The 21,411-nt window shown below is 66.8% G+C and carries 14 protein-coding genes and 1 tRNA gene; 9 read left to right on the forward strand and 6 right to left on the reverse strand.

What is annotated here, in order from left to right; translation table 11 throughout:
• The first annotated feature begins 327 nt into the window (after positions 1-327).
• The 5 genes from ACW9J6_RS18740 (at position 328) to lhpI (ending at position 4,762) form a co-directional block, all read left to right on the forward strand.
• Complete coding sequence (locus ACW9J6_RS18740; protein ID WP_457118017.1) at positions 328-1,926, forward strand: porin; 1,599 nt, start codon at positions 328-330, stop codon at positions 1,924-1,926.
• A 151-nt stretch (positions 1,927-2,077) separates the two neighbouring features.
• Complete coding sequence (gene sppA, locus ACW9J6_RS18745) at positions 2,078-3,043, forward strand: signal peptide peptidase SppA (RefSeq protein ID WP_457118018.1); 966 nt, start codon at positions 2,078-2,080, stop codon at positions 3,041-3,043.
• Between the two features lie 76 nt (positions 3,044-3,119).
• On the forward strand, positions 3,120-3,440 hold the full coding sequence (locus tag ACW9J6_RS18750; RefSeq protein WP_457118019.1) for an integration host factor subunit beta: 321 nt from the start codon (positions 3,120-3,122) through the stop codon (positions 3,438-3,440).
• A 49-nt stretch (positions 3,441-3,489) separates the two neighbouring features.
• A complete protein-coding gene (locus tag ACW9J6_RS18755; RefSeq protein WP_457118020.1) occupies positions 3,490-3,822 on the forward strand; it encodes a LapA family protein in 333 nt (110 codons plus the stop codon).
• Positions 3,823-3,826: 4 nt separating this feature from the next.
• Entirely contained in the window at positions 3,827-4,762 is a 936-nt protein-coding gene (lhpI, locus tag ACW9J6_RS18760; protein WP_457118021.1) for a bifunctional Delta(1)-pyrroline-2-carboxylate/Delta(1)-piperideine-2-carboxylate reductase, read from the forward strand.
• A 554-nt stretch (positions 4,763-5,316) separates the two neighbouring features.
• Here the strand turns inward: lhpI and ACW9J6_RS18765 are convergent.
• The gene (locus ACW9J6_RS18765) at positions 5,317-5,673 is read right to left on the reverse strand and encodes a hypothetical protein (RefSeq protein ID WP_457118022.1); all 357 of its coding nucleotides are present in this window, start codon (positions 5,671-5,673) and stop codon (positions 5,317-5,319) included.
• 256 nt (positions 5,674-5,929) lie between these two features.
• Here ACW9J6_RS18765 and ACW9J6_RS18770 point away from each other — a divergent pair, with 256 nt between their 5' ends.
• The 3 genes from ACW9J6_RS18770 to ACW9J6_RS18780 all read left to right on the forward strand — a co-directional run bounded on the left by ACW9J6_RS18770 (position 5,930) and on the right by ACW9J6_RS18780 (position 8,397).
• The gene (locus ACW9J6_RS18770) at positions 5,930-6,607 is read left to right on the forward strand and encodes a phosphoribosylanthranilate isomerase (RefSeq protein WP_457118023.1); all 678 of its coding nucleotides are present in this window, start codon (positions 5,930-5,932) and stop codon (positions 6,605-6,607) included.
• 391 nt (positions 6,608-6,998) lie between these two features.
• Positions 6,999-8,219, forward strand: coding sequence for a tryptophan synthase subunit beta (trpB, locus tag ACW9J6_RS18775; protein WP_457118024.1), 1,221 nt, complete (start codon positions 6,999-7,001; stop codon positions 8,217-8,219).
• Between the two features lie 101 nt (positions 8,220-8,320).
• Positions 8,321-8,397: transfer RNA gene (locus ACW9J6_RS18780), tRNA-Met, on the forward strand.
• Between the two features lie 299 nt (positions 8,398-8,696).
• Here the strand turns inward: ACW9J6_RS18780 and ACW9J6_RS18785 are convergent.
• Together ACW9J6_RS18785 and ACW9J6_RS18790 are read right to left on the reverse strand one after the other, a co-directional pair.
• Positions 8,697-9,920 (reverse strand): hypothetical protein, encoded by a 1,224-nt coding sequence (locus ACW9J6_RS18785; protein ID WP_457118025.1) that lies wholly within the window; start codon positions 9,918-9,920, stop codon positions 8,697-8,699.
• 245 nt (positions 9,921-10,165) lie between these two features.
• Positions 10,166-11,422, reverse strand: coding sequence for a sulfotransferase family protein (locus ACW9J6_RS18790; protein ID WP_457118026.1), 1,257 nt, complete (start codon positions 11,420-11,422; stop codon positions 10,166-10,168).
• Positions 11,423-12,650: 1,228 nt separating this feature from the next.
• Between ACW9J6_RS18790 and galE the strand changes: the two genes are divergently transcribed.
• Positions 12,651-13,667 carry a UDP-glucose 4-epimerase GalE gene (galE, locus tag ACW9J6_RS18795; RefSeq protein WP_457118027.1) on the forward strand — a complete coding sequence of 339 codons (1,017 nt, stop codon included), beginning with the start codon at positions 12,651-12,653 and terminating at the stop codon, positions 13,665-13,667.
• 398 nt (positions 13,668-14,065) lie between these two features.
• On the opposite strand, the gene ACW9J6_RS18800 is transcribed toward galE, so the two are convergent.
• The 3 genes from ACW9J6_RS18800 to ACW9J6_RS18810 all read right to left on the reverse strand — a co-directional run bounded on the left by ACW9J6_RS18800 (position 14,066) and on the right by ACW9J6_RS18810 (position 21,362).
• Complete coding sequence (locus ACW9J6_RS18800) at positions 14,066-18,676, reverse strand: glycosyltransferase (protein ID WP_457118028.1); 4,611 nt, start codon at positions 18,674-18,676, stop codon at positions 14,066-14,068.
• A gap of 543 nt (positions 18,677-19,219) precedes the next feature.
• On the reverse strand, positions 19,220-19,726 hold the full coding sequence (locus ACW9J6_RS18805; protein WP_457118029.1) for a cupin domain-containing protein: 507 nt from the start codon (positions 19,724-19,726) through the stop codon (positions 19,220-19,222).
• The gene (locus ACW9J6_RS18810; protein ID WP_457118030.1) at positions 19,719-21,362 is read right to left on the reverse strand and encodes a GMC oxidoreductase; all 1,644 of its coding nucleotides are present in this window, start codon (positions 21,360-21,362) and stop codon (positions 19,719-19,721) included. Before ACW9J6_RS18810 ends, ACW9J6_RS18805 begins: the two co-directional genes overlap by 8 nt.
• Positions 21,363-21,411 lie beyond the last annotated feature (49 nt).

The following is a 21,411-nucleotide window of genomic DNA, read 5'->3' on the forward strand; positions in this document are numbered from 1 at the left end:
AGCGGATGTGCCTCCCGCCAACCCGCGTGCTAGAACAAAATACGTACAACGGCAACCGGGTCCCGCCGCGGCCCGCCGGGCCGGGCGGCGGGACGGTTGGCGCGACGCACCGGGCGAGGAATGTCATCGAACTGTAAAATAAGCCGACCACTCACTGCTTTATACGTGCGGCGGCTCCGCGAATGCTGACATGATCGCCACACCGCGTCGTGAAAGACCTGCTTTCCCTGCGTTGCGCGTCGGTCTCCCTTGCCATGGCCACGCTTTCGGGGTGGGAGATGTCCCGAACGGGCCGTCACCGGCCCCGCGTCAGTCCACGAGGGTGCGATGGTGTCCACGAAATCCCTGCTCCTGGCCTCCGCCGCCGGGCTCGCGACGGTGGCCGCGCAGGCCGCGGACCTGCCGGTCAAGAAGGCCGCACCCGTCGAGTACGTGCGGATCTGCTCGGCCTACGGCGCCGGCTTCTTCTACATCCCGGGCACCGACACCTGCCTGCGCGTCGGCGGCCGCGCTCGCCTCGAGGCCGGCTACGCCCGCAACTACGCGCGCTCGGCCGGCAACGGCGACCTGTCGCAGTTCCGGGGCCTCGGCCGGCTGAACCTCGATGCGCGCAGCCAGACCGGCTACGGCACCCTGCGCGCCTTCGTGCGCTTCGAGATCGCTAGCCGCACCGGCGCCTTCCTCCGCTCGGGCACGCAGGAGCGCATCGCCAACGCCTTCGCGGCGACCGGCATCGACACGGCGGGCCGCGTCCAGCAATACGTGAACGTCGACAAGGCCTTCGTGCAGTTCGCGGGCCTCACCGCGGGTCGCGCCTCGTCCTTCTTCGACTTCTACGCCCACGATTTCGAGATCATCGGCGCCTCGGCCGGGTCGGAACTCGGCTCGACCAACCTCCTCGCCTATACGGGGACGTTCGGGGAGGGCTTCTCCGCCACGATCTCGTTGGAAGACCCGAACTTCCGCAAGACGCCGCTGTTCGGTTCCACCGCCGTCGCGGGCACCAACCTCTCGCCGACCATCGCGGTCGACGCCTTCGGCCGCCCGGTCGGCCTCGCCTTCCAGGACGTGATCCAGCGCTCGCGCCTGCCCGATTTCGTCGGCGTGCTCCGCTACGACGGCTCCTGGGGCTCGGCCCAGCTCGCCGCGGCCGTGCACGAGGTCAATGGCGGCAACATCTCCTCGGCGGCCTTCTTCGACGGGACGACGCCGAATGCGGCCACCGTGAACGCGCCGCGGCCGCAGACCGCCTACGGCTGGGCGGTCCAGGGCGGCGTCAAGGTCAACCTGCCGATGATCGCCAAGGGCGACGCGCTCTACCTCGAAGGTTCCTACGCCGAGGGCGCGCAGAACTACACCGGCTACTCCTTCTACACCGGTTCCTACGCCCCCTCGATCGCCGCCGGCAACATCCAGGGCGCGCCCTTCTCGCAATACTTCGCCGACGCCGTGCTCAACCCGTTCAACGGCCGCTTCGAACTGTCGACCGCCTGGACGGTCATGGGCAGCTACCTGCATTACTGGACGCCGGAGTGGCGCTCCGCCCTGTTCGGCAGCTACGGCGAGATCACCTTCCCGAAGGGGGCGCGCACCAACCTCGCGCTGTTCAACTTCAACGGCCTCGGCAACCCGGTGACCAGCCCGGCCGCCTTCGCGTATAGCGGCGTCCTGCGCGACAACAGCGAGTTCATCATCGGCACCAACATCATCTGGTCGCCGGTGCAGGACCTCGATATCGGCATCGAGGGACTCTACACCCAGGTGAACATCCTCGACGGGCGGGTGGTCGACCTGAACAAGTCCCCGGGCCAGAGCGTCGCCCGCATCGCCAACGGCGTGCCTGTCAACGCGGCCGGCCAACCGGTGGCGACCACCAAGCAGGCCGACGCGTTCCAGGTCCGCATGCGGGTGCAGCGCGACTTCTGAGCCGGGCCGCGGCGCGGCGGCGCGGGCGGGATCGACCGCATCCCGCTCTTGCCGCTGCGCGACGGCCGGGGGTAGAACTGCGCCGCGGGAGCGAGGCGCGCCAAGGACTTGTGCGGCTCCTCCGTGTAGCGACGAAGGATACGGGCGCCGCATGGCCATCGATGCCGAACACCTCCTCGACCGGCGCGCGTTGCGCCGGAAGCTCTCCGTCTGGCGCGTCATCGGGGTCGGCGCGCTGATCGTCGCCGTGGCGGCCCTGGGCTGGAGGGCCTCCGGGGGCAGGGGGGCCTTCGCGGCCATCACGCCGCAGATCGCCCGAATCACGGTCGACGGCTTCATCGCCGGGAGCGACAAGACCCGCGACCTGATGCGGCGCGTGGGCGAATCCTCGGCGGTCGCGGGCGTGATCGTCTCGATCAACTCGCCGGGCGGCACCACCACCGGGTCGGAGGAGATCTTCCGCAACCTGCGCCAGCTCGCCGAGAAGAAGCCGGTCGTGGCCTTCGTGGACGGCACGGCCGCCTCGGGCGCCTACATCACGGCGCTCGCCGCCGACCACATCGTCGCCCGCGAGACCTCGCTGGTCGGCTCGATCGGCGTGCTGTTCCAGTACCCGGATCTCTCGGGCCTCCTCGACAAGGTCGGGGTGCGCGTCGAGGAGGTGAAGTCCTCGCCGCTCAAGGCCGAGCCGAGCGGCTTCCACCCGACCTCGCCCGAGGCCCGGGCCGCCCTGCAGGCGATCGTCGGCGACACCTACGCGTGGTTCAAGACCCTGGTGGCCGACCGCCGCGGGATGTCGCCGGCCGAACTGGCGGCGGTCTCGGACGGGCGCGTGTTCAGCGGTCGCCAGGGCGTCGGTCTCAAGCTCGTGGACGAGACCGGGAACGAGCGCCAGGCCGTGGAATGGCTGGAGCGCGAGCGCCACGTGGCCAAGGACCTGCCCATCCGGGACTGGAAGCCGCGCGACGGCCGCGGCTTCGACCTGTTCGCCGCCGCCTCGCTGTTCGGCCTGGAGGACGTGGCGGCGCGCCTGCGCCAGACCTCGGAGGACGCCGCCGGGCTGGCCCAGGGTGGGCTGCTCGCCCTGTGGCGGCCGGGCACCGCCGCCACGCCGTGACCTTCTGCCCGCCGGGTCCGTGCGCCGTTCGCGGCTGCGCGGGCCACCCCGCTTCCTGCCCGAGGCCGCATCCCCGATGATCAAGTCCGAGCTCGTCCTCCGAATCGCCGAGCAGAACCCGCATCTCTACCAGCGCGACGTCGAGAACATCGTGAACGCCATCCTGGACGCGATCGCGGATGCCCTCGCCCGGGGCGACCGGGTCGAGCTGCGCGGGTTCGGCGCCTTCTCGGTGAAGCGGCGCGAGGCGCGGCGGGGCCGCAACCCGCGCACCGGCGCGACCGTGTCCGTTGCCGAGAAGGCGATTCCGGTCTTCAAGACCGGCAAGGAGATGCGCCTGCGCCTGAACGCCGCCGGCATCGGGGCGGACCAGCGCGAGCCGGCGGAGGTCTCCTGATCCGGCCCGTCCCCGCCACCCGACCTCTCCCGCCATTCCGGAGCGCGCCATGATCCGCTTCCTCAAGGGCCTGATCCTCCTGCCCGTCGCCGTCGTCGTCGTGCTGCTCGCGGTGGCGAACCGGCAGCCGGTGACCCTGTCCTTCGACCCCTTCACCGAGGGGGCGCCGGTCTTCAGCCTGACCGTGCCGCTCTACGCGCTGCTCTTCGCGGCCGTCGCGCTCGGCATCCTGGTGGGCGGCTGCGGGGCCTGGCTCGGCGAGGGGCAGGTGCGCCGAGACCGCCGCGCCAAGGCCCGCGAGGTCGAGCGCCTGCGCGCGGAGAGCGAGCGGCTGCGGGTCGCGGCGAACCGGGCGCTTCCCGCGCCGACCGCCCGCGCCTGACCGCGTGAGGATCGTCTCCGCCGACGAGGTCGACGCCGCGCTGACGCCGGACCGGGTGACGGAGGCGCTGGCCGATGTGTTCCGGGGTCAGGCCACCGCGCCGCCCCGCCACGTGCACACCCTCCCGGACACGTTTGGCGACGCCACCCTGTTCCTGATGCCCGCCTGGGACGCGGAGCACATCGCCGTCAAGGTGCTGACGCTCCATCCCGGAAACGCCGCCCGCGGGCTCGCCACGTCTCAGGGCGGGGTGCTGCTGAGCGAGCGCGCGACGGGCCGGCCCCTCGCGCTGATCGACGCGGCGCGCCTGACGCTGTGGCGGACGGCCGGGGCCTCCGCGCTCGCGGCCCGCTCCCTCGCGCGCCGCGACGCGTCCCGCCTGCTGATGGTCGGGGCCGGCGCGCTCGCGCCCTACCTGATCCGCGCCCACGCGGCGGCTCTGCCGCTGCGCGACGTCGCGGTCTGGAACCGGCGGCCCGAGACGGCGCGCCGCCTCGCCGCCGACCTCGCCGCCGAGGGACTCCCGGTGCGCGCCGTGGACGATCTGGAGGCGGGCGCACGGGCGGCCGACCTCATCTCCTGCGCGACCTTGTCGGAGACGCCCCTGGTGCGCGGCGCGTGGCTCGCGCCCGGCAGCCACCTCGATCTCGTCGGCGCCTTCTCGATGGCGATGCGCGAGGCGGATGACGAGGCGCTGCGGCGCGGCCGGATCTACGTCGACACCCGCGACGCGCTGGTGAAGGGCGGAGATGTGGCGGCGGCGCTCGCCGCCGGGGCGATCCCGCCGGAGGCGGTGCTCGGCGACCTCGCGGATCTCTGCTGCGGCCGCGTGGGCGGACGCGGTTCACCCGAGGAGATCACGGTGTTCAAGTCGGTCGGAGCCGCGGTCGAGGACCTCGCGGCCGCGGCGGCGGTGTGGCGGGCGGTGCGGGAGGCCTGAGCCGAACGCTCTCGCACGGCATCCCCGTTGCTGCGAGATTTGGAGACCACCCGCTTCGGAGGTCATGCTGCGGGGGTCCTCTCTCCCGCTCGGGCTCCCGTGTGCCCACAAGTCCGAAAAATCGATCTCCGTCAGTACGAGAGATGAAGCCGCCGCGAAGTGTCCGAGTCGCGCGTTAGGTCCGATCCGCGAGTGTGCCCGAACGGCCTGATCGACATTGTGAGACAAATTCTCGTACGAATATCTGGAAGACAACGAGACTTAATACGCCAACAAGAACTCAAAATAGAGCACAATACTCGATAAGCGGCAATAAAACCACCTCCTCATGCTGAGGTGCGAGCGGAGCGAGCCTCGAAGCACCCCAGAGCGTTTCGTCCAAGGCACCTTTTCTCTTGGATGAGCGTTCTGGGGTGCTTCGAGGCCGCTGCGCGGCACCTCAGCATGAGGAGTGTCGCGCATCCCGGGCATGGTCATTCGATAAGCCGGCTATCGATAAGTGTGCGCAGGGTAGCACCTCGGGGAGGGGATCGCGCACCAGTCTCGCAGTGTCCTCACCACGGATTGTGTGGTTTTCGCCGCCAGTCCGACCACGCGTTCGTCCGCAAGGACCGGTGAAGCCGGTGACGCACTGAGACCGTCGGCGGCCGCGGGGGCGATCCATGCACCGCACGATCGAGCCGCCGGAGGGTCGAGAGGATCGCGTCGATCCGCATCGGCCCGGCGGTTCCGGGCGGCCAGCGCAGGGCGGGATCGGACTCGACCGCATGCGCGTCCGACGCCCACGCGGCCAGGGTGGCCCGCTTCTCGGCGGGAGAGAGGTGCGTCGCCAACAGGATTGCGGCGGGATCGGCGAGGACCGGCGGCGGACCCGGCGATCCCGGATCGCACGCAACGAGGTTCGACGGCATCGGGCAACCTCCCCGGGAGGGCGGCCGCGATCGCGCGGCCTCACGGCGCAGCGGGCCGGACGACGATCGGAACGGACGGGGTACCGCGTCCGGACGGTCTCTCGCGCGTGAAACGTCCGAGGGCGGGCGCGGTTCCCTCGGGCGGGTGCCCGCGGTCCGAGAGGCGGCGGGATGCGGCTCCCGGTGTTTGGTGTCGGCCGCATCGTCTCCGCCGAACCGGCATCCCCTGCAGCGGGAAATGCTCTATAGGATGCGCATGAGCAGCGAACCCGCTCCGATCCGCGTGAAGATCTGCGGCCTCAGCACGCCCGAGACCCTCGCGGCGGCGCTGACGGCGGGGGCGGACCTGATCGGGCTGGTGCATTTTCCGAGGAGCCCGCGCCACGTCGACCTCGCGGCCGGCGCGGCCCTGTCCGCCCAGGCGAAGGGGAGGGCGGAGCGCGTGGTGCTGCTGGTCGACCCGGACGACGCACTCGTCGACGCGGTGGCGGCGGCGCTCGATCCGGACTGGATCCAGCTCCACGGCCGCGAGGCACCGGAGCGGGTCGCGGCCGTGCGCGCGCGGACCGGGCGCCCGGTCATGAAGGCGCTCGGCATCGCGACCCGGGCCGACCTCGCGGCGATCGGCCCCTATGCGGGCGCCGCCGACGGGATCCTGCTCGACGCCAAGCCCGACCCGAGCGCCACGCGGCCGGGCGGCAACGGCCAAGCCTTCGACTGGGACCTGCTGCGAGGGGTCGCGCTGCCCCCCTTCACGCTCCTGTCGGGGGGCCTCGCGCCCGGCAACGTCGCGGCGGCGTTGCGGCGGACCGGCCTGCGGGGGGTCGACGTCTCCTCGGGCGTCGAGGCCGCCCCGGGGCACAAGGATGCGGCGCTGATCCGGGCTTTCGTGGCGGCGGCGCGCGGGCGCGACACCGCGTCCCCTGCGGCCTGAGCGGCGCGACCGCTGGGGCGAAATTGCCCTTCGCCGGGAATGGTCCTAGAGGCTGTTATGGCCCGTAGGCAGGTGTTGTGCTGTCCAGGGTTGGGCGCCGGGCAGGAGCCGGGTGCAGCCGGTAGCGGGGCTACCGGCAAGGCCGGCGACGCACCCGGCGCCCACGCCCTGCCCACCCACAGGGTCGCGTGAGCGACGCCATCCGCGGCGTCGGTCAGGAGAGGCAAGGCAGCCAGCCTTGCCTCACCTGGCCTCCTGGCGGGCTGGACGTCGCTGACGCGACACAACACCTGTCTACGGGCCATAACAGCCTCTAGAGCAGGCCGCGGGCCTGTTGTTTCCGGCGGCCGCGCGCGCCGCCCCCGCCCGATTCGTCCGAGGACTTTGCGCCGTGACCGCTCCCCCGAACCCGAATTCCTTCCGCACCGGCCCCGACGAGCGCGGCCGCTTCGGCATCTTCGGCGGCCGCTTCGTGGCCGAGACGCTGATGCCCAACATCCTCGACTTGGAACGGGCCTACGCGGAGGCCAAGGCCGACCCGGCCTTCCAGGGCGAGATGGAATCCTACCTGACGCATTACGTCGGCCGGCCGAGCCCGCTCTACTTCGCCGAGCGGCTGACCGCGCATTTCGGCGGCGCGAAGATCTACTTCAAGCGCGAGGAGCTGAACCACACCGGCTCCCACAAGGTCAACAACGTGCTGGGCCAGATCCTGCTCGCGCGGCGGATGGGCAAGGAGCGGATCATCGCCGAGACCGGCGCCGGCCAGCACGGGGTCGCGACCGCGACGCTCTGCGCCCGCTTCGGCCTCAAGTGCATCGTCTACATGGGCGCCGTCGACGTCGAGCGGCAGAAGCCGAACGTCTTCCGCATGAAGATGCTGGGCGCCGAGGTCGTGCCGGTGCAGTCCGGCACCCGCACGCTCAAGGACGCGATGAACGAGGCCCTGCGCGACTGGGTGACCAACGTCGCCGATACCTTCTACTGCATCGGCACGGTGGCGGGCCCGCATCCCTACCCGGCGATGGTCCGGGACTTTCAGTCGGTGATCGGCCGTGAGACCCGCACGCAGATGCTGGAGCAGGAGGGGCGCCTTCCCGATTCCCTCGTGGCCTGCATCGGCGGCGGCTCGAACGCGATGGGTCTGTTCCATCCCTTCCTGGACGACCGGGAGGTCGAGATCTACGGGGTCGAGGCGGCGGGCCACGGCCTCTCTAGCGGCCTGCACGCGGCCTCGCTGACCGGCGGGCGGCCCGGCGTGCTGCACGGCAACCGGACCTATCTCCTGGTGAACGAGGACGGGCAGATCGCCGACGCGCACTCGATCTCGGCCGGCCTCGACTATCCGGGAATCGGCCCCGAGCACGCGTGGCTGCACGAGATGGGACGGGTGACCTACCTGTCGGCGACCGACGGCGAGACGCTGGAGGCCTTCCGCCTGTGCTCGTTGATGGAGGGCATCATCCCGGCCCTGGAGCCGGCCCACGCCCTCGCCAAGGTCGCCGAACTCGCCCCGACCAAGCCGCGGGACCACCTGATGGTCGTCAGCCTCTCGGGCCGGGGCGACAAGGACATCCCGCAGGTGGCCGAGATCCTCGGCGACGCCCTCTGAACGGGGAAGCCGGCGGGTTTCCCGCGACGGTTCCTTGACAGCCGCTCCCGGACCTCCGTATATCGCGCCACCGCAGCGACGGGCAGGCCCGGGGCGGCAGCGGCGGAGTAGCTCAGCTGGTTAGAGCAGAGGAATCATAATCCTTGTGTCGGGGGTTCGAGTCCCTCCTCCGCTACCATCCGATCACGCTTTGCACCGGTGAACCCGGCGCGCTCGACGCAGCGGTTCCGCGCTCACCAAACGATACGATCGGGCACGGCCGTCGCGGTCGGTATGGTCGGGCACCCGATCCACCGTGAACGTCGGACCGACCGCTCGATCCGCTCAAGCCCCGTGTTCACCCGCTCCAGGAGAGCTGGCGATATGGACGCGCACGGCAGATCCCATCTTCATCGCTCGGCTCTGAACCGTCCCGAGCCTCATGACCGCTCGTCCGCTCTTGAATATCCGTCAAGCTTCTGCCGCGGCATCGGAACTTCAAGCAGGGCAAGAGGCCGATGCGTCTGCATTTCGTGCCGTTGCGACGATCTTGGGATTGCTGATCACGATCGTGCAGAATTGATTTTTATGGGGCAAATCGAGCGAAACGGATATCTCGAGGTCGATTTGAGAAATCCCCTCGTCGAGCATGATCTCGATGTATTCGTCCTCTGTCGCAACGACACGACGCCTGCTGATCACCCGAACTGTCTGCGTTTCGCACTCGCTGACGCGCACTTGTAACAGGACCGGCGGACCTTGGATATATTCTCGTCGAACCGAGAACGTCAGTTTGCCTGGCGTGGGAACCGTCAGCGAAGTCACGTGATACGAAAATTGCTCGTCGTCGGAATTGTTCGGACAGAGCTGAAATCCGAAATCCAAGGGGTAACAGAAAGAATTCTCTCGGCAGACAAACAATTTTTCCGTGGGAACGACAGGATAGAATAGTACGATATTGCCATCTTTATCGATTTGCTTGTTGTCCTGCCACAGATCGTAACCGGCGTTGACGGCTTCATTTTCGCAGATTTTCAAGAAGACGTGCTTCTCCTGCTCCGTCCAACCGATCTCCGGGAGCGACGTGCGAAGGGGTGCGGGCGCGGGGCCACCATCGTCCTCGCGGGCTCGCGACGGCACGCGGTTTGCGCACCCCGTCGCGTCCACGAACCGCGCGAGTTCATCCTGCACCCGGCGGTCCCGCTCGAGTTCGTCGACGTCGATCGCGAGGCACCGATCGGGACGCCTGCTGCAGAACGCCGTGGCGCTTCGTTCGCACGCGGCCCAGTCTTGACAGAACCGTGTGAAATGGCCGCGCGGGTCGGCCCGCATCAGGTCGTCGATCGCCGCGATCGGGTTCCTCCGCACGTAGACGAAGAAGGCATCCGGGAAACTGGTCTCGAGGAGGCCGGGTATCTTCGCCGCGCCCCGCCCGGTCACGATCTTCCAGGACGGCGTGCCGCCGAGATCCGATCCGCGCCCCGCACCGATGACGTCTCGCACCCGCTCCGAAATCGTGTCTCGCTCGACCGTGAGGAGCAAGCAGTTCCCGCCCTCGATGAAGTCGGCGACGGTCTCGTAGAAGGAATTCACCACGGCGTGGACATCCCACGCCATCTCCCATTTTTCCGCGTTCCAGTCGACGTCGAAAACGAACCGGGTGGCTGCGACGTCGAGAAACCGCCGAACGGCGGACTCGGAGTAGCCGACGATGAACAACATTGAGTGGGACCTACTCACGCTGAAGTCCAGATGATCGAAAGGACGGTCTCGGCCGAACGCCCTTCCGTCACCCGAGGGGAGGGCGGCGAGCGTGGCACGGGCATTCCCGCGCCGAGACCATCACGCCCGGGCCAGCGCTCCCGCCGTCGTTCCGTGCACCTGAGCCGCCGGGGTCAACGCGAGGAGACGACGAACGGCCACTCGCCGAGATGAACTTCTGCACGGTATCACAGCGCATGCGCTTCTCAACGATTAGCTTGCATCGACAGCACAGGTCGATGAAAATGGATTGTCGCGTAGCTATTTGTGGAAGCGCCCATTAACATGATCGACATCACGATGTCGATTTCGATGGGAAATTCCCTTAGATCAACGATGACATCAATGGGAGTTTTATCGTTGATTGAGATTGCCATAACGAACGTTGTCGTTTGAGAATGACGATCGACAACATTTATATTAATTGCCACATCGGGACCGTTCTCGAATTCTTTGCGTGCCTGCATTATTAGGTAAGGTCTCATAATTTCTTTATTGCATCGAATCATATAAGCGACTGGACCTGCATCAGGCAAATTCGGACAAAGCTGAAATCCGAACGCTGTGCCATAACAATACGAATTTGTGTTCTCTACGCGGATTACATCATTGGGTCCCTGCGGAAAAAACAAAGCTACTTCAGATTTCTTTTGCTTGCGACCGCTATTGCCTGATCCGAGAATAAAGTATGACTGCTTTTCTGCTAGCGAACCGCATATTTGCTCATAAATCAATTTCTCGGAGGCTGTCCACTCTGCTGGAAATTCAACCTCGTCATCGCTAACGTAGTCAATCGATGTCCTCTCAACGTACTTATTTTCGTTGATTTCGTCAACGAAAAGTTCACCGAGCTGAGCGGGAAAACTTAGCGCTTCAGAGAGGGAGGCAGCAACCTTCCGGGGCCGGGTCACGATGTCATGGTGCGCGACCTCGATCCACGATCCAGAGATTTCGCGCTTCACGCTCTCCCAGCCGACCTGACAATCGCGCCAATCACGACAGTGATCGACAAAATCGACATTTCTGAATTTCCGCATCTTGGACGTTATTGTACCGACGGGATGACGATGCGTGAATATAAACATGGCATCTGGATAGATTTTCTTCAACAGAGGAGAACACCGTATCATCGGTGAGCCGGGAGTCTTATCGATAAAATGAGAGTTATCGACATTAAATAAAGATCGAAATGCCTCAATAAGCAACTTCTTTTCGTTTTCAAAATTCATAATCGACCTATTTTCACCACTCTTAGTGACTTGAATGACATTATTGACTTCATAACGATCGATGATATCAAGTAGCGATGATGCCAGCGGCCATAGATGGCCTTCGCCAAAATTGCGATAATTGGTCATTCTTGCGAGCGCGCAAGATAAAACTGTCGTTCCCGATCGCGAAGATCCGAGGACGAATATCGGGCCTTTTCGTATTGCCGCTGGGTCCGACTGATCGCTGGACATCAGGATCTTTCCTCGCCTGTGTTCGGAGAGTCTCGTGGACAGCCCCACCCGGTTCGCCTGCCCGAATGGAGGATCACCTGTTCGGCGAGCACCGACCGGCGCCCGCGCGGCCGGCCCGGGACGATCTGGCCCGCCGCGCTGGTCGCGACGGGGCCATCGCCGATCGCGCGAACGGATCTCACCGGGATCGTCCGGCCAAGACGGCGCCGTGGGAGTGGGTACACCCTGCGAGGAGAGCTTGACGCTGCCGTCGGCGAGGTCGCGGCCAGATCCGTTCCGCTGATCTCGACGGCATGCCCATGCGATAGCAAATCGTTGCACCGCGGAGCAAGTCGGAACGCTGTGCGATGATCAGGTGCTCTCATAACGTCATGAACGCGTTGCAATGATACAGCGGTGGAGTCCGTTTGGTCAACGAAGCTGCCCGAGGACCGGCGTTACGGTTCTCGGACGCTCCGCTCTTGCGATCAACCGACGTCACTCCAGGTCCCTGTCTTCGATCGTGCTCTGCGTTCCGATGACCGGTCGCCGCGCGGATGAGGATCGACCGTCGGGCGGCACGGCGCATGGATCATCCGTATTGGCCACGGCGCGTCCATCGCGCCTCTCGCGGGCGTATCCGCGTTGGAGTTCATCGGGGCCGGGCACAACGCGGCTGTCGCCGTCCGACCCGGCAGACGTCCGGTCCGCCAACGGCCAATGCAGCGAGGGACGGCCGCGGCCCCTCGCGCCGTGGCACCGGCATGAAGGATCGCGGATGACCATGCGCTCCCGCGACTTGAGTAAATACTTCGGTCTCGGCACCAATCCCTCTGAGACCGACCGTCGAAAAGATGCTCAGCGTCCAATTCTTCTCCCCAATCAGAAATTTTTCGTCCAAAAATCTGACCGATCAAGGTGTAGCGTATCCGATTCAGTTCCTCACGTCAGTCTTTGATCGGGAATGGATACTGTCTTGTCCCGAAGCTGGTCAGCAAACGCAAAGCAATCAGACTGGCTTCTCACGGTTGCTTGATGAGCTACACCGCCTCTGACGCCGCCGACAGCCGTCTTCGTCCATCACAGACTCGAGAGTACGGCCTCTCCTACCGTAGCGCTCCGCACGATCTGCCGCGATCCTGATCCCGTACTGATAGAGATTTTGCTGATGAGAGGCCTTTTCACAACAGGAAAACGAGCGTATCTGCAGGGGCATTCCACGCCATGATCGCAAGCGGGATCCTCTGACATGCCTGACGCCACCCGCGTCCTCGTAACCGGCGGGGCCGGATACATCGGGAGTCACACCTGCAAGCAGCTGGCGCTGAACGGCTACGAGTGCATCGCGTACGATAACCTTAGCTCGGGACACAGGCACAACGTCAAGTGGGGTCCGCTGATCGTCGGTGATATCCGCGATAGTGAGCAGCTGGCGGAGACCTTACGGCGCTATGACCCACGGGCGGTGATCCACTTCGCGGCGCTCGCATATGTGGGGGAATCCGTCGTTGAGCCGGCGCGATACTACCGTAACAACGTCACCGGTACGCTGACGCTTCTCTCCGAGATGATGAGGGCCGGGATCGACACGATCGTGTTTTCGAGCACCTGCGCGACCTACGGTGTGCCAGCGACCCTTCCGATCGTCGAGACGACCCCGCAATGCCCGATCAATCCCTACGGCGCCTCGAAGCTCATGGTGGAGCGCGTCCTCGAGGATTTCGGCCGTGCCTACGGCCTGCGCTTCGCCGCCCTACGGTACTTCAACGCCTGCGGAGCGGATCTGGAGGGCGATCTCGCCGAGGAGCACGATCCTGAAACGCACCTGATCCCACGGTGCCTGATGGCCGCGGCCGGTCGGATCCCGGAGGTCGAGATCTTCGGCGACGATTGGCCCACGCCCGACGGCACCTGCGTCCGAGACTACATCCACGTGGCCGATCTCGCGCGGGGCCACGTGGCGGCCCTGGAAGGCCTGAAGTCCCGGCATCGGGCGCTGAAGCTCAACCTCGGGACGGGCCGGGGGACGTCGATCCGCGAGATTCTGGACGGGATCAAGCGGGTGACGAACCGGGACGTGCCCCACGTGGTGCGAGGCCGTCGCGCGGGCGACCCGCCCGCCCTGCTCGCCGATGTGTCCCGGGCACGGGAGGCGATCGGTTTCGCGGCCGAGAACTCCGACCTCGACACGATCCTCAGCAGTGCCTGGCGCCACTTCCAGACGTCGAGCGCGGGCGACAAGCGGCCCGCGCCCCCTGAGGCGTAATTGGCCGGCCGGCGCCAGCGTGGAAGGAAACGGCGCCCGGACGCCCCGCGGGCCTTCAGCATGGCCCGGGATTCGTCCCCGCCGACCCGCGTGCGGAGCTCGGACCGCGTGACGCGGACGGGTCGAACGTGAGAGCCGTCACGGTCCCTCGACGCGTCCCGGCGCGAGCGCCGCGGAACGACGGCCGTCCTCCTCGAGGAGGCGCATGAAGCTTCGCCCTCGGCGTGGAGCGAGGCTCCGCCGCGCGGTCGGTGACACGGCATCCGCCCGGGAACAGGCCGATGAAGGCTCAGCGATCGGCCTCAGCAACGCGGACGTGGGCGGCTGACGCCCTCCTCGCCCATCGCCTCCAGTCGAGACCGTGCGGAGCCTTCGTCCGGCGTCGCCACGGCCCCCAATCACGAGCTCGCCCTGAGGGCTGCCAGTCTCTCGGCCCCCTCCACCGACGCGAAAGCCTCGTCGATCTCGGCGAAGACGCGCGTCAGCAACGCGTCGTACTGCTCGCCCATGGCAGACCGCGTGAGGCCGTAGCGCTGCGGCGTCGCGAGCGCCCCGCGAACCAGCCTGTCGCGGAGGGCGGGATCGGCCACGAAAGCACGCACGCCCGCCACCACGGCACTCAGGTCGCCGCGCGGCAAGATCAGGCCGTTCTCGCGATCGTGGATGATCTCGGAGATCCCGCTCTTGAGATCGTAGGTCACCGGAACGCACCCGTTCTGAAGCGCCTCGATCATGCTGATCGGCAGGCCCTCGAAATCGGACAACATCAGGAAGAGGTGGCTTCTCTGGAGCAGGCTGATCACCTTCGCGTGCTCCAACCGTCCCGGCACCTGGACGCGCCCTGCCGCGATATGGATCGCGAGGCGTTGCCTCACGGCCTCCAACTGAGACCCCGCACCTGCGAGCGTCATGTGGAAGGGGATCGATGCCTCTTCGAGCGCATCGGCCAAGCGGCAGTAATCGAAGATCCGCTTCTGAAAAACCTCGAACCGTCCCGCGTAGACCAGCCTCACCGGGTCGATGCTGGCGATCTTAACCAAGACGGATTTCTCGACGACCGCCGCCGGAGGTGGTTCAATGCCGCAGCGAATGAGCGCCAGCTTCGGGGCGAACGCTGGATTGAGCGTTTCGATTTTCCTCGTGATCTCCGATGAGACGCCCACGATCCGGTTCCAGTAGGGTCCATACTGGTAGGTATGATCGTAGTGCTCGCTGTCATCCGCATGCGTGACTCCGATCACTCCGATGCCGGGCGGGAGATCCTTCGCGAGCGAGGTGATGTCGTAGTCGTATCCGGGGAAGAGGATGCAGGGCGCGTGATCGAGCAGGAAACGACGCAGCGTCTCCCGCTTGGCGGCGGGGCTGGCGTCGCGGGGCTGCAGGACGCGGTAGGGAACGTCGGGTAGCGGCTCGGGCAGGGGTTCGTAGAACGAGGCTCCCGGCGGGCGGTAGTAACCGAAGCGACCGGCCGTCAGCAGCACCTCCGCCTCGTAACCTCTCTGCCTGAGGTCCCTGACGAGGTTCACCGTGAAGGTGTTGACACCACTCACGCCCCAGTCGGAATTGGCGAAGTAGACGCGCCTGCGCGCGTCGTCGGGGGCGCAGCGCCGCCCCAGCGACGCCCTGCCGCCCGAGAGGAGCGGTGCCGCATCGCTGATCAAGGTCTCGACGTAAGTCTCGAAGCGGTAATCCGCGCGCACGCGGCTCTGGAGGGAGCGCCGCATCGCGGCGCGCCGTTCCGGATCCCGCGCGAGGGACAGGATCGCCTCGGCCATCGCCGAGGTGTCCAGGGCCGGGACGACGACCCCACCCTCACCGAAAGCCTCCGGCGCACCCGTCATTCCCTCGAAGCAGACGATCGGCAAACCGATGGCCATCGCCTCGTGAATCACGCAGGGAAATGGATCCGCCCGCGACGACATCAGGAACATGTCGCCGGCGGCGAAGTAGGGTTCCGCGTCCGTGACTTCCGGAATCACGAAGAGCGTCTCATCGAGCCCCGACCGCCGGATGTCCCAACTCGCCCAGTACGGGGCCGTATCGCCGGTTCCCCCATTGTCGAAGCGCCATCCCGCGTGACCGCCGACCCAGACGAACTTGATCGCCGATCCCGCACTCCGACGTACGGCGTGGGCGACCTGGACGAAGAGATCGAAGCCCTTGCGACCGTTCAAGGTCCCGCACCCGAGGACGAGGACGTCGTGATCGGCGACGTGGATGCCGTTGCGGCGCAGCAGGCGCTCGCGGTCTCGAAGCTGGCGTCGACCGAAGGCGTCGCTCAGCAATCCCTGCGGACGCAGCCTCGCGTTGGTCAGCGCCGGCGGATAGGTCCGGGCGATCGAGTCGACGACGAATTGGGACGGCAGGATCAGGAGGTCCACATTCTCCGACAGGGTCCTGAGTTCGTGCGGCGGGTAGAAGTCACCCACTTCGTGCATGAGGAAAACGACGCGCAGGCCGAGGTCCCGGAAGGCGGCGGCATAGAGGCGCACCTCCGCCGAGTTGCAGACGACGAGTTCGGGAGGGGCGTCGGACAACGCGTCGAGGATACCCTTCAGGGAAGCCCGGAACCGGGCCGGATTGCTCCAGGCGAGATGGCGGTCGACCGGCGCGACGAAGGCGTGCGAGACCGTGCGATACTCGTCCAGCAGCGCTCCCCCCTGATCGAGGATCGTGACGCAATCGACGTTGTCGTAGCTGGCGAAGTGGCGAACGATCTGAAGAAGGATCGCGGGCGCACCGCTGCGGGAGGCCTCGTGACCTACGAATAGCACCCGCGTGCGGCAGTTCCGTCGTTGCCGGAGGTATGCTGCGATCGGAGGCTCGAACGCGAACGGGTTCGAGACGTCGGAGTGGTACAGATAGTCCTTGGAAAAAATCGGACTGAATTCTCGCGCCGGCTCCAGGTACCCGAACTGCACGAAATGGCTCGACGGGTCGATATGGTGGCGTGCAATGTCCTCGTGCTGGGAGCGGTAGAAATCAGGATCGAACATCGTGAATGGGCGAGGACGTGGCGTCGGGCTGGTCTCGAAATGCTCCAGGGCCGAGATGCGCGCAGCCTTTTCTGCGCGCGACATCGCAGTCTCTTGGTAGAGTTCGAGGTCGACCACGGGGTGGAACCACGCGTCCCTCCGGGCTCCGACGGCGAGGTAGTGATCGAGGGGGTCCGTGAGGGTCCAGTCGATCTCCGGATTCTGCCGCTCGTAGAACGTCGCCGCAAACATCCTGCAGAGGGCAGGCCGCGCCGAGGGCGGTGCGGCGAGGTATCGGTCGAGCCGGAGATCGGGTGCGCCGGCCGTCGCGGCCGCCACCAAGAGCGGGTGGGGGAGACGTCGCTCCCTCTCATTCTGAGAGAGGAGCGCTGCGAAGACACTCTCGCCAGCCTTGTCCCCGAAGACCTCGCGACAAGAGGAGATTCGAATCAGCGGATGCGGATCGAACCCCGCTGCCTCACCGAAGTTCAGGAAGTGCAGGAGCAGATCGCGATAGTCGATCGCGATGTCGCAATCACGAAGTTGGCTGGCGTAATAATCGGGATCGAAGAACAGCAGAAGCTTGTCGGCGTCATGAGCGAGCCAGGGTCGTTGGGCGAGCAGGGCATCGACCACCGGCCGGCGACGGTTCAGGCGCGTCGTCTGCGCGGCGCGCTCGCGCCACTCCGCCATGGAGCGTGGCCCCCGCCCCATGGCCGTGGCGTGAGGGAGCTCCGCGGATCTGAGAAGCGTCAACAGGGCCGGGTCGGACGAGATCCCACCGCGGGGGTCGAGCGCTCCCGCGTCGATGTCGGGGTGAAAGGCACGCGCGCCGTGTTCCGCTGATACCATGTAATGATGCAGTGGGATCGCGGTCGGCGGAGGCTCGGCCGATCGGCAGTAAGTCACGGCATCGAAAAACGGGTTACAAGGATAGAATTTCTTGACACCCCTGATGATGTAATGGACCGCCACGTCGTCCGGGAGCGGCTCGTGCGGGCCGATGAACGCTTTATAGAATCCATCTTCGAAGAGCAGTGCCCGATCATCCTCGGACAACGACTCGACCCATTCGAGGGCCGCGGCGATCTCACGCGCCTCCCGACACGCCTCATCGCCGATGTCGGGCGGCAGGGCAGCGGCCAAGCGACCCAGAAGCGCCAGATGGTCCGCGTCGATGGGCGTCCTCTCGTCGCGGAGCGCGGCGAGGACGCGTGCGAGGCGGGCCGCGATCGGCTCGCCGCCCATGTCGGCGGCAGGGTCGCCGCCCATGTCGGCGGCAGGGTCGTCCTGCCGACCAGCGGCGCGGCCCGCGACGGCCGGCTCGGCGCCGACGCGGTTCCGCCCGAGCATCGCGGTCAGTTCGACCACGTGGCGCGCGAGCGGCGCGAGATCGCCTTGCCCCGCCGACACGGCCTGTCGCGCGATCTCGAGGGCGTAGTCATAGCGCTCCGCCAGTCGCAGCATCCAGATATACTCGGCTGCTATGCCGATGTCGTCGGGCTTCAAGCGATAAGCTTCGTGCGCAGAGACCAGGGCGCCATCGATCTTGTTCTCAGAACGCAGCAGTTTCGCCCGCTCGATGTGCAGGTAGGGGTCGGCCGAGTGCCGGGCGATGGTGTCGTCGAGGACATCCAGCCGGTGTTTGAGGGTCAAATCCGTGGCGTGCTGGAGGTATCGAATTGCCGTGATCGGCGACGCGCGCTTCGAGCGGGTCAGGATCCCGCACAGCTTGACCGCCAGGGGATCGGACCACGGCAGCGCCGCGATCACCTCTTCGGCGCGCGCGGCATGCCCGACGGCTGCCGATGCGAGTGCGGCCTCATCGATGCCCGCGGCGAGAATGTCGCCTCCATCCTGCGCCGCCCGCAGGACCATCGACAGCAAACCGTCTCCTCGTGACGGGTCGGCCGTCGTGGGAGCCGGGCGATCGCTCGTGTCGGCCATGGAGCCGGATGCGCGCCCAAACGGACCGCTCTCGGTCTCGCGCACATCTCCGTCAGAGCTGCTCAACCGGTTCACGTCCTGATCCACGCGGCTCTTTCGCTCACGATCACGCGTGAAGAACTTTCGCACTGGCACTTGATCTCTCGGCCGGAAGGAGGAAGTGAATTGACCGTCGGCAATGCAACCCTATAGCATAGCTTAGGCTGAGCTTGCGCTGCAAAGCGAAATGTCTACGGACCTCGTTCTCAGTCGGATCTGCATTCGCCGGCAAGCTGAGATTTGCTATCAGGATCGACTTAGACGACACTCACGCATGTAAGCGGACCACCGCCCACTGCTAGAACGCCATGATCACGCGTCTCATCACGAGACGACACAACTTTCCGCAGCGCTGCCCATTCTAGCCTCACACCACGACATTGCTCTGACGCAGGTGTCTAGACGATGTCTGAGGATTTGGCCAGCCCTGTCACGGTGCAGGGCACTGAGATTCCTTCGGTCAGCCGCCATACTTCCGCAAAGCTATCGAGGCGGTGCCGTCGACGGCGCGAAGTGGGCGACCACTCCGGATTGCGAGACGATCCCGCCGATCGTCGGCGCCCGGACGATGCCGCACGCCGGCGCCGCCGATCAATCCCGCCGATCGAACGGACACGCCTCTGCCGGCAGCGGCGAGGTCGCGAACTGGATCATCATCTGCAGGCAAGGCTCCTCGCCGACCTGGCCGGAGCGGTGCCCCCGACCGCCCCGCGTGCCCTGGTCCTGGCCGAAATGGATGTCGCCCGGCCCCATCTCGACGCGGCGCCCGTCCGGCGTCTCCAGGAACCAGCGCCCGGCGAGGGGAACCACCCACTGCACCTTCGGGCTCTCGTGCCACTCGCCGATCCAGCCCACCGGGAGGATGTTGAACTTCACTGCCTCGACCTCGCCGGGGAAGTCGCGCATCCATTGCGGCGCCGCGCCCCCGCCGACGCTCTGGAGCGCGAAGCCGGTCATCACGCAGCGGTCGAGGCGGCTCAGCCCGTCCGGCCCGGTCCAGAGGTGGTAGAGCGGCAGCCCCGGCGGCCGCGCCGGATCACGTCCGTCATTGTCCGGATCGGCGGGCTTGAGGGGATCGAGCGGCGCGGGCTCAGCCATGCAGGGGCTCCCGGGGATCGGTGTGGTCGAAGACCTGGGGCGCGGGCCGCACGTCGTCGGCGCCGATCCGCGCCGCGATCCGGTCGGCCACGCGCAAGGCGTTGGCGATGATGGTCAGGGTCGGGTTCACGGCGCCGATCGACGGGAAGAAGCTCGCATCGGTGACGTAGAGGTTGTCGAGATCGTGCGCCTTGCAGTCGCGGTCGAGGACCGACGTCGCCGGATCCTCGCCGAAGCGCAGCGTTCCGGCCTGGTGGGCCGTCCCGCCGATCGGCACGTTCCTGCCCAGATAGAGCGTGCGGTCGAACAGGTGCGGGTGCAGGTCCATCGCGTCGCAGAGCGATTGCAGCTTGCGCCGCAGCCGCCGATGCGCCTCGCCGCTGGTCTCGGTCAGGTCGAGATGCACCGCGCCGTCCCGGTAGTAGACCCGGTTCTGGGGCAGCGGCAGATCCTCGGAGGTGAGCCAGAAATCGACCGAGTGGCGGGCGAGCCAGTCGAAGGGTTTCTCGGGGAACCATTGCAGGAAGCCCGGCAGGCCCTCCCCGTGGATCTGCGCGCCGTCGGACTTGCCGACCATCTGGATATGGCCGAGCGGAAAGTCCCAGCCGTCGGCGGGATCGGGATCGCCGAAGTAGAAGTCGTTGAGGCCGAGCGTCTTCTGGAACTTGGTCGGGTTGGGCGTGCGCGAGATGGCGAGCACGGTGGAGTTGGTGTGGCGCATGTAGTTGCGCCCGACGAGGCCGGAGCTGTTGGCGAGCCCGGCCGGGTGGCTCTCGCCGCCCGAGCGCAGGAGCAGCAGGGCGGAGGAGAGCGCCCCGCAGGCGACCACCACGATGTCCGCCGAGGCCGCGAAGGGTGCGCCGTCGCGGGTGCCCTCGACCCCGGTGACCGCCCGGCCGGACGCGTCGGTGACGAGACGCTCGACGTAGGTGCGCGTCGAGAGCTGCAGGTTCGGGCAGTCGCGCAGGGCGGGATCGACGCACATCACCTGCGCGTCCGCCTTGCCGTTGGTGGGGCAGGGGAAGCCGTCGAAGGATTCGCACTTCACGCAGGGCGACGTCGGGAGCGGCACGCCGTCCCGCTCCACGAGGCGCACCCCGACCGGCAGGTGGAAGGGATGGTGCCCCTGCCGCCGCAGCCCCTCGGCCAGGGCCGCGATGCGGGGCTCGTGCGCGACCGGCGGGTAGGGGTAGGGCCTGGGGGCGGGCGGCTCGGTCGGATCCTCTCCGCGCGCGCCGTGGACGTGGAACAGCTCCTCGGCCGCCTGGTAGTAGGGCTCGAACTCGTCGTAGCCCACCGGCCAGGCGGGCGAGATCCCGTCGCGGTGGCGGATCTCGCCGAAGTCCCGCTCGCGCAGCCGGAACAGGATGGCCCCGTAGAACTTGCTGTTGCCCCCCACGTAATAGTGGAGCCCCGGATGGAAGCGGCTGCCGTCGGCGCCGAACCACGTCTCTTCGGCCTGGTAGACCCCGTCGACGATCACCGCCTGGCTGTCCCAGTTGCGCGGCTCTCGCCTCAGGTAGTCGCCGCGCTCGATGAGCAGGATGCGCTTGCCGGTGCGGGCGAGGCGCCAGGCCATCGCGCCGCCGCCGGGTCCCGAGCCGACGATGATCACGTCGTAGTGCTCGCCCGCCATCGCCGCCTCGCCGCAACCGTGGATGCGGCGCACCAACGTCAGGGCGCGA

The organism is Methylobacterium sp. JK268 (assembly GCF_054052225.1).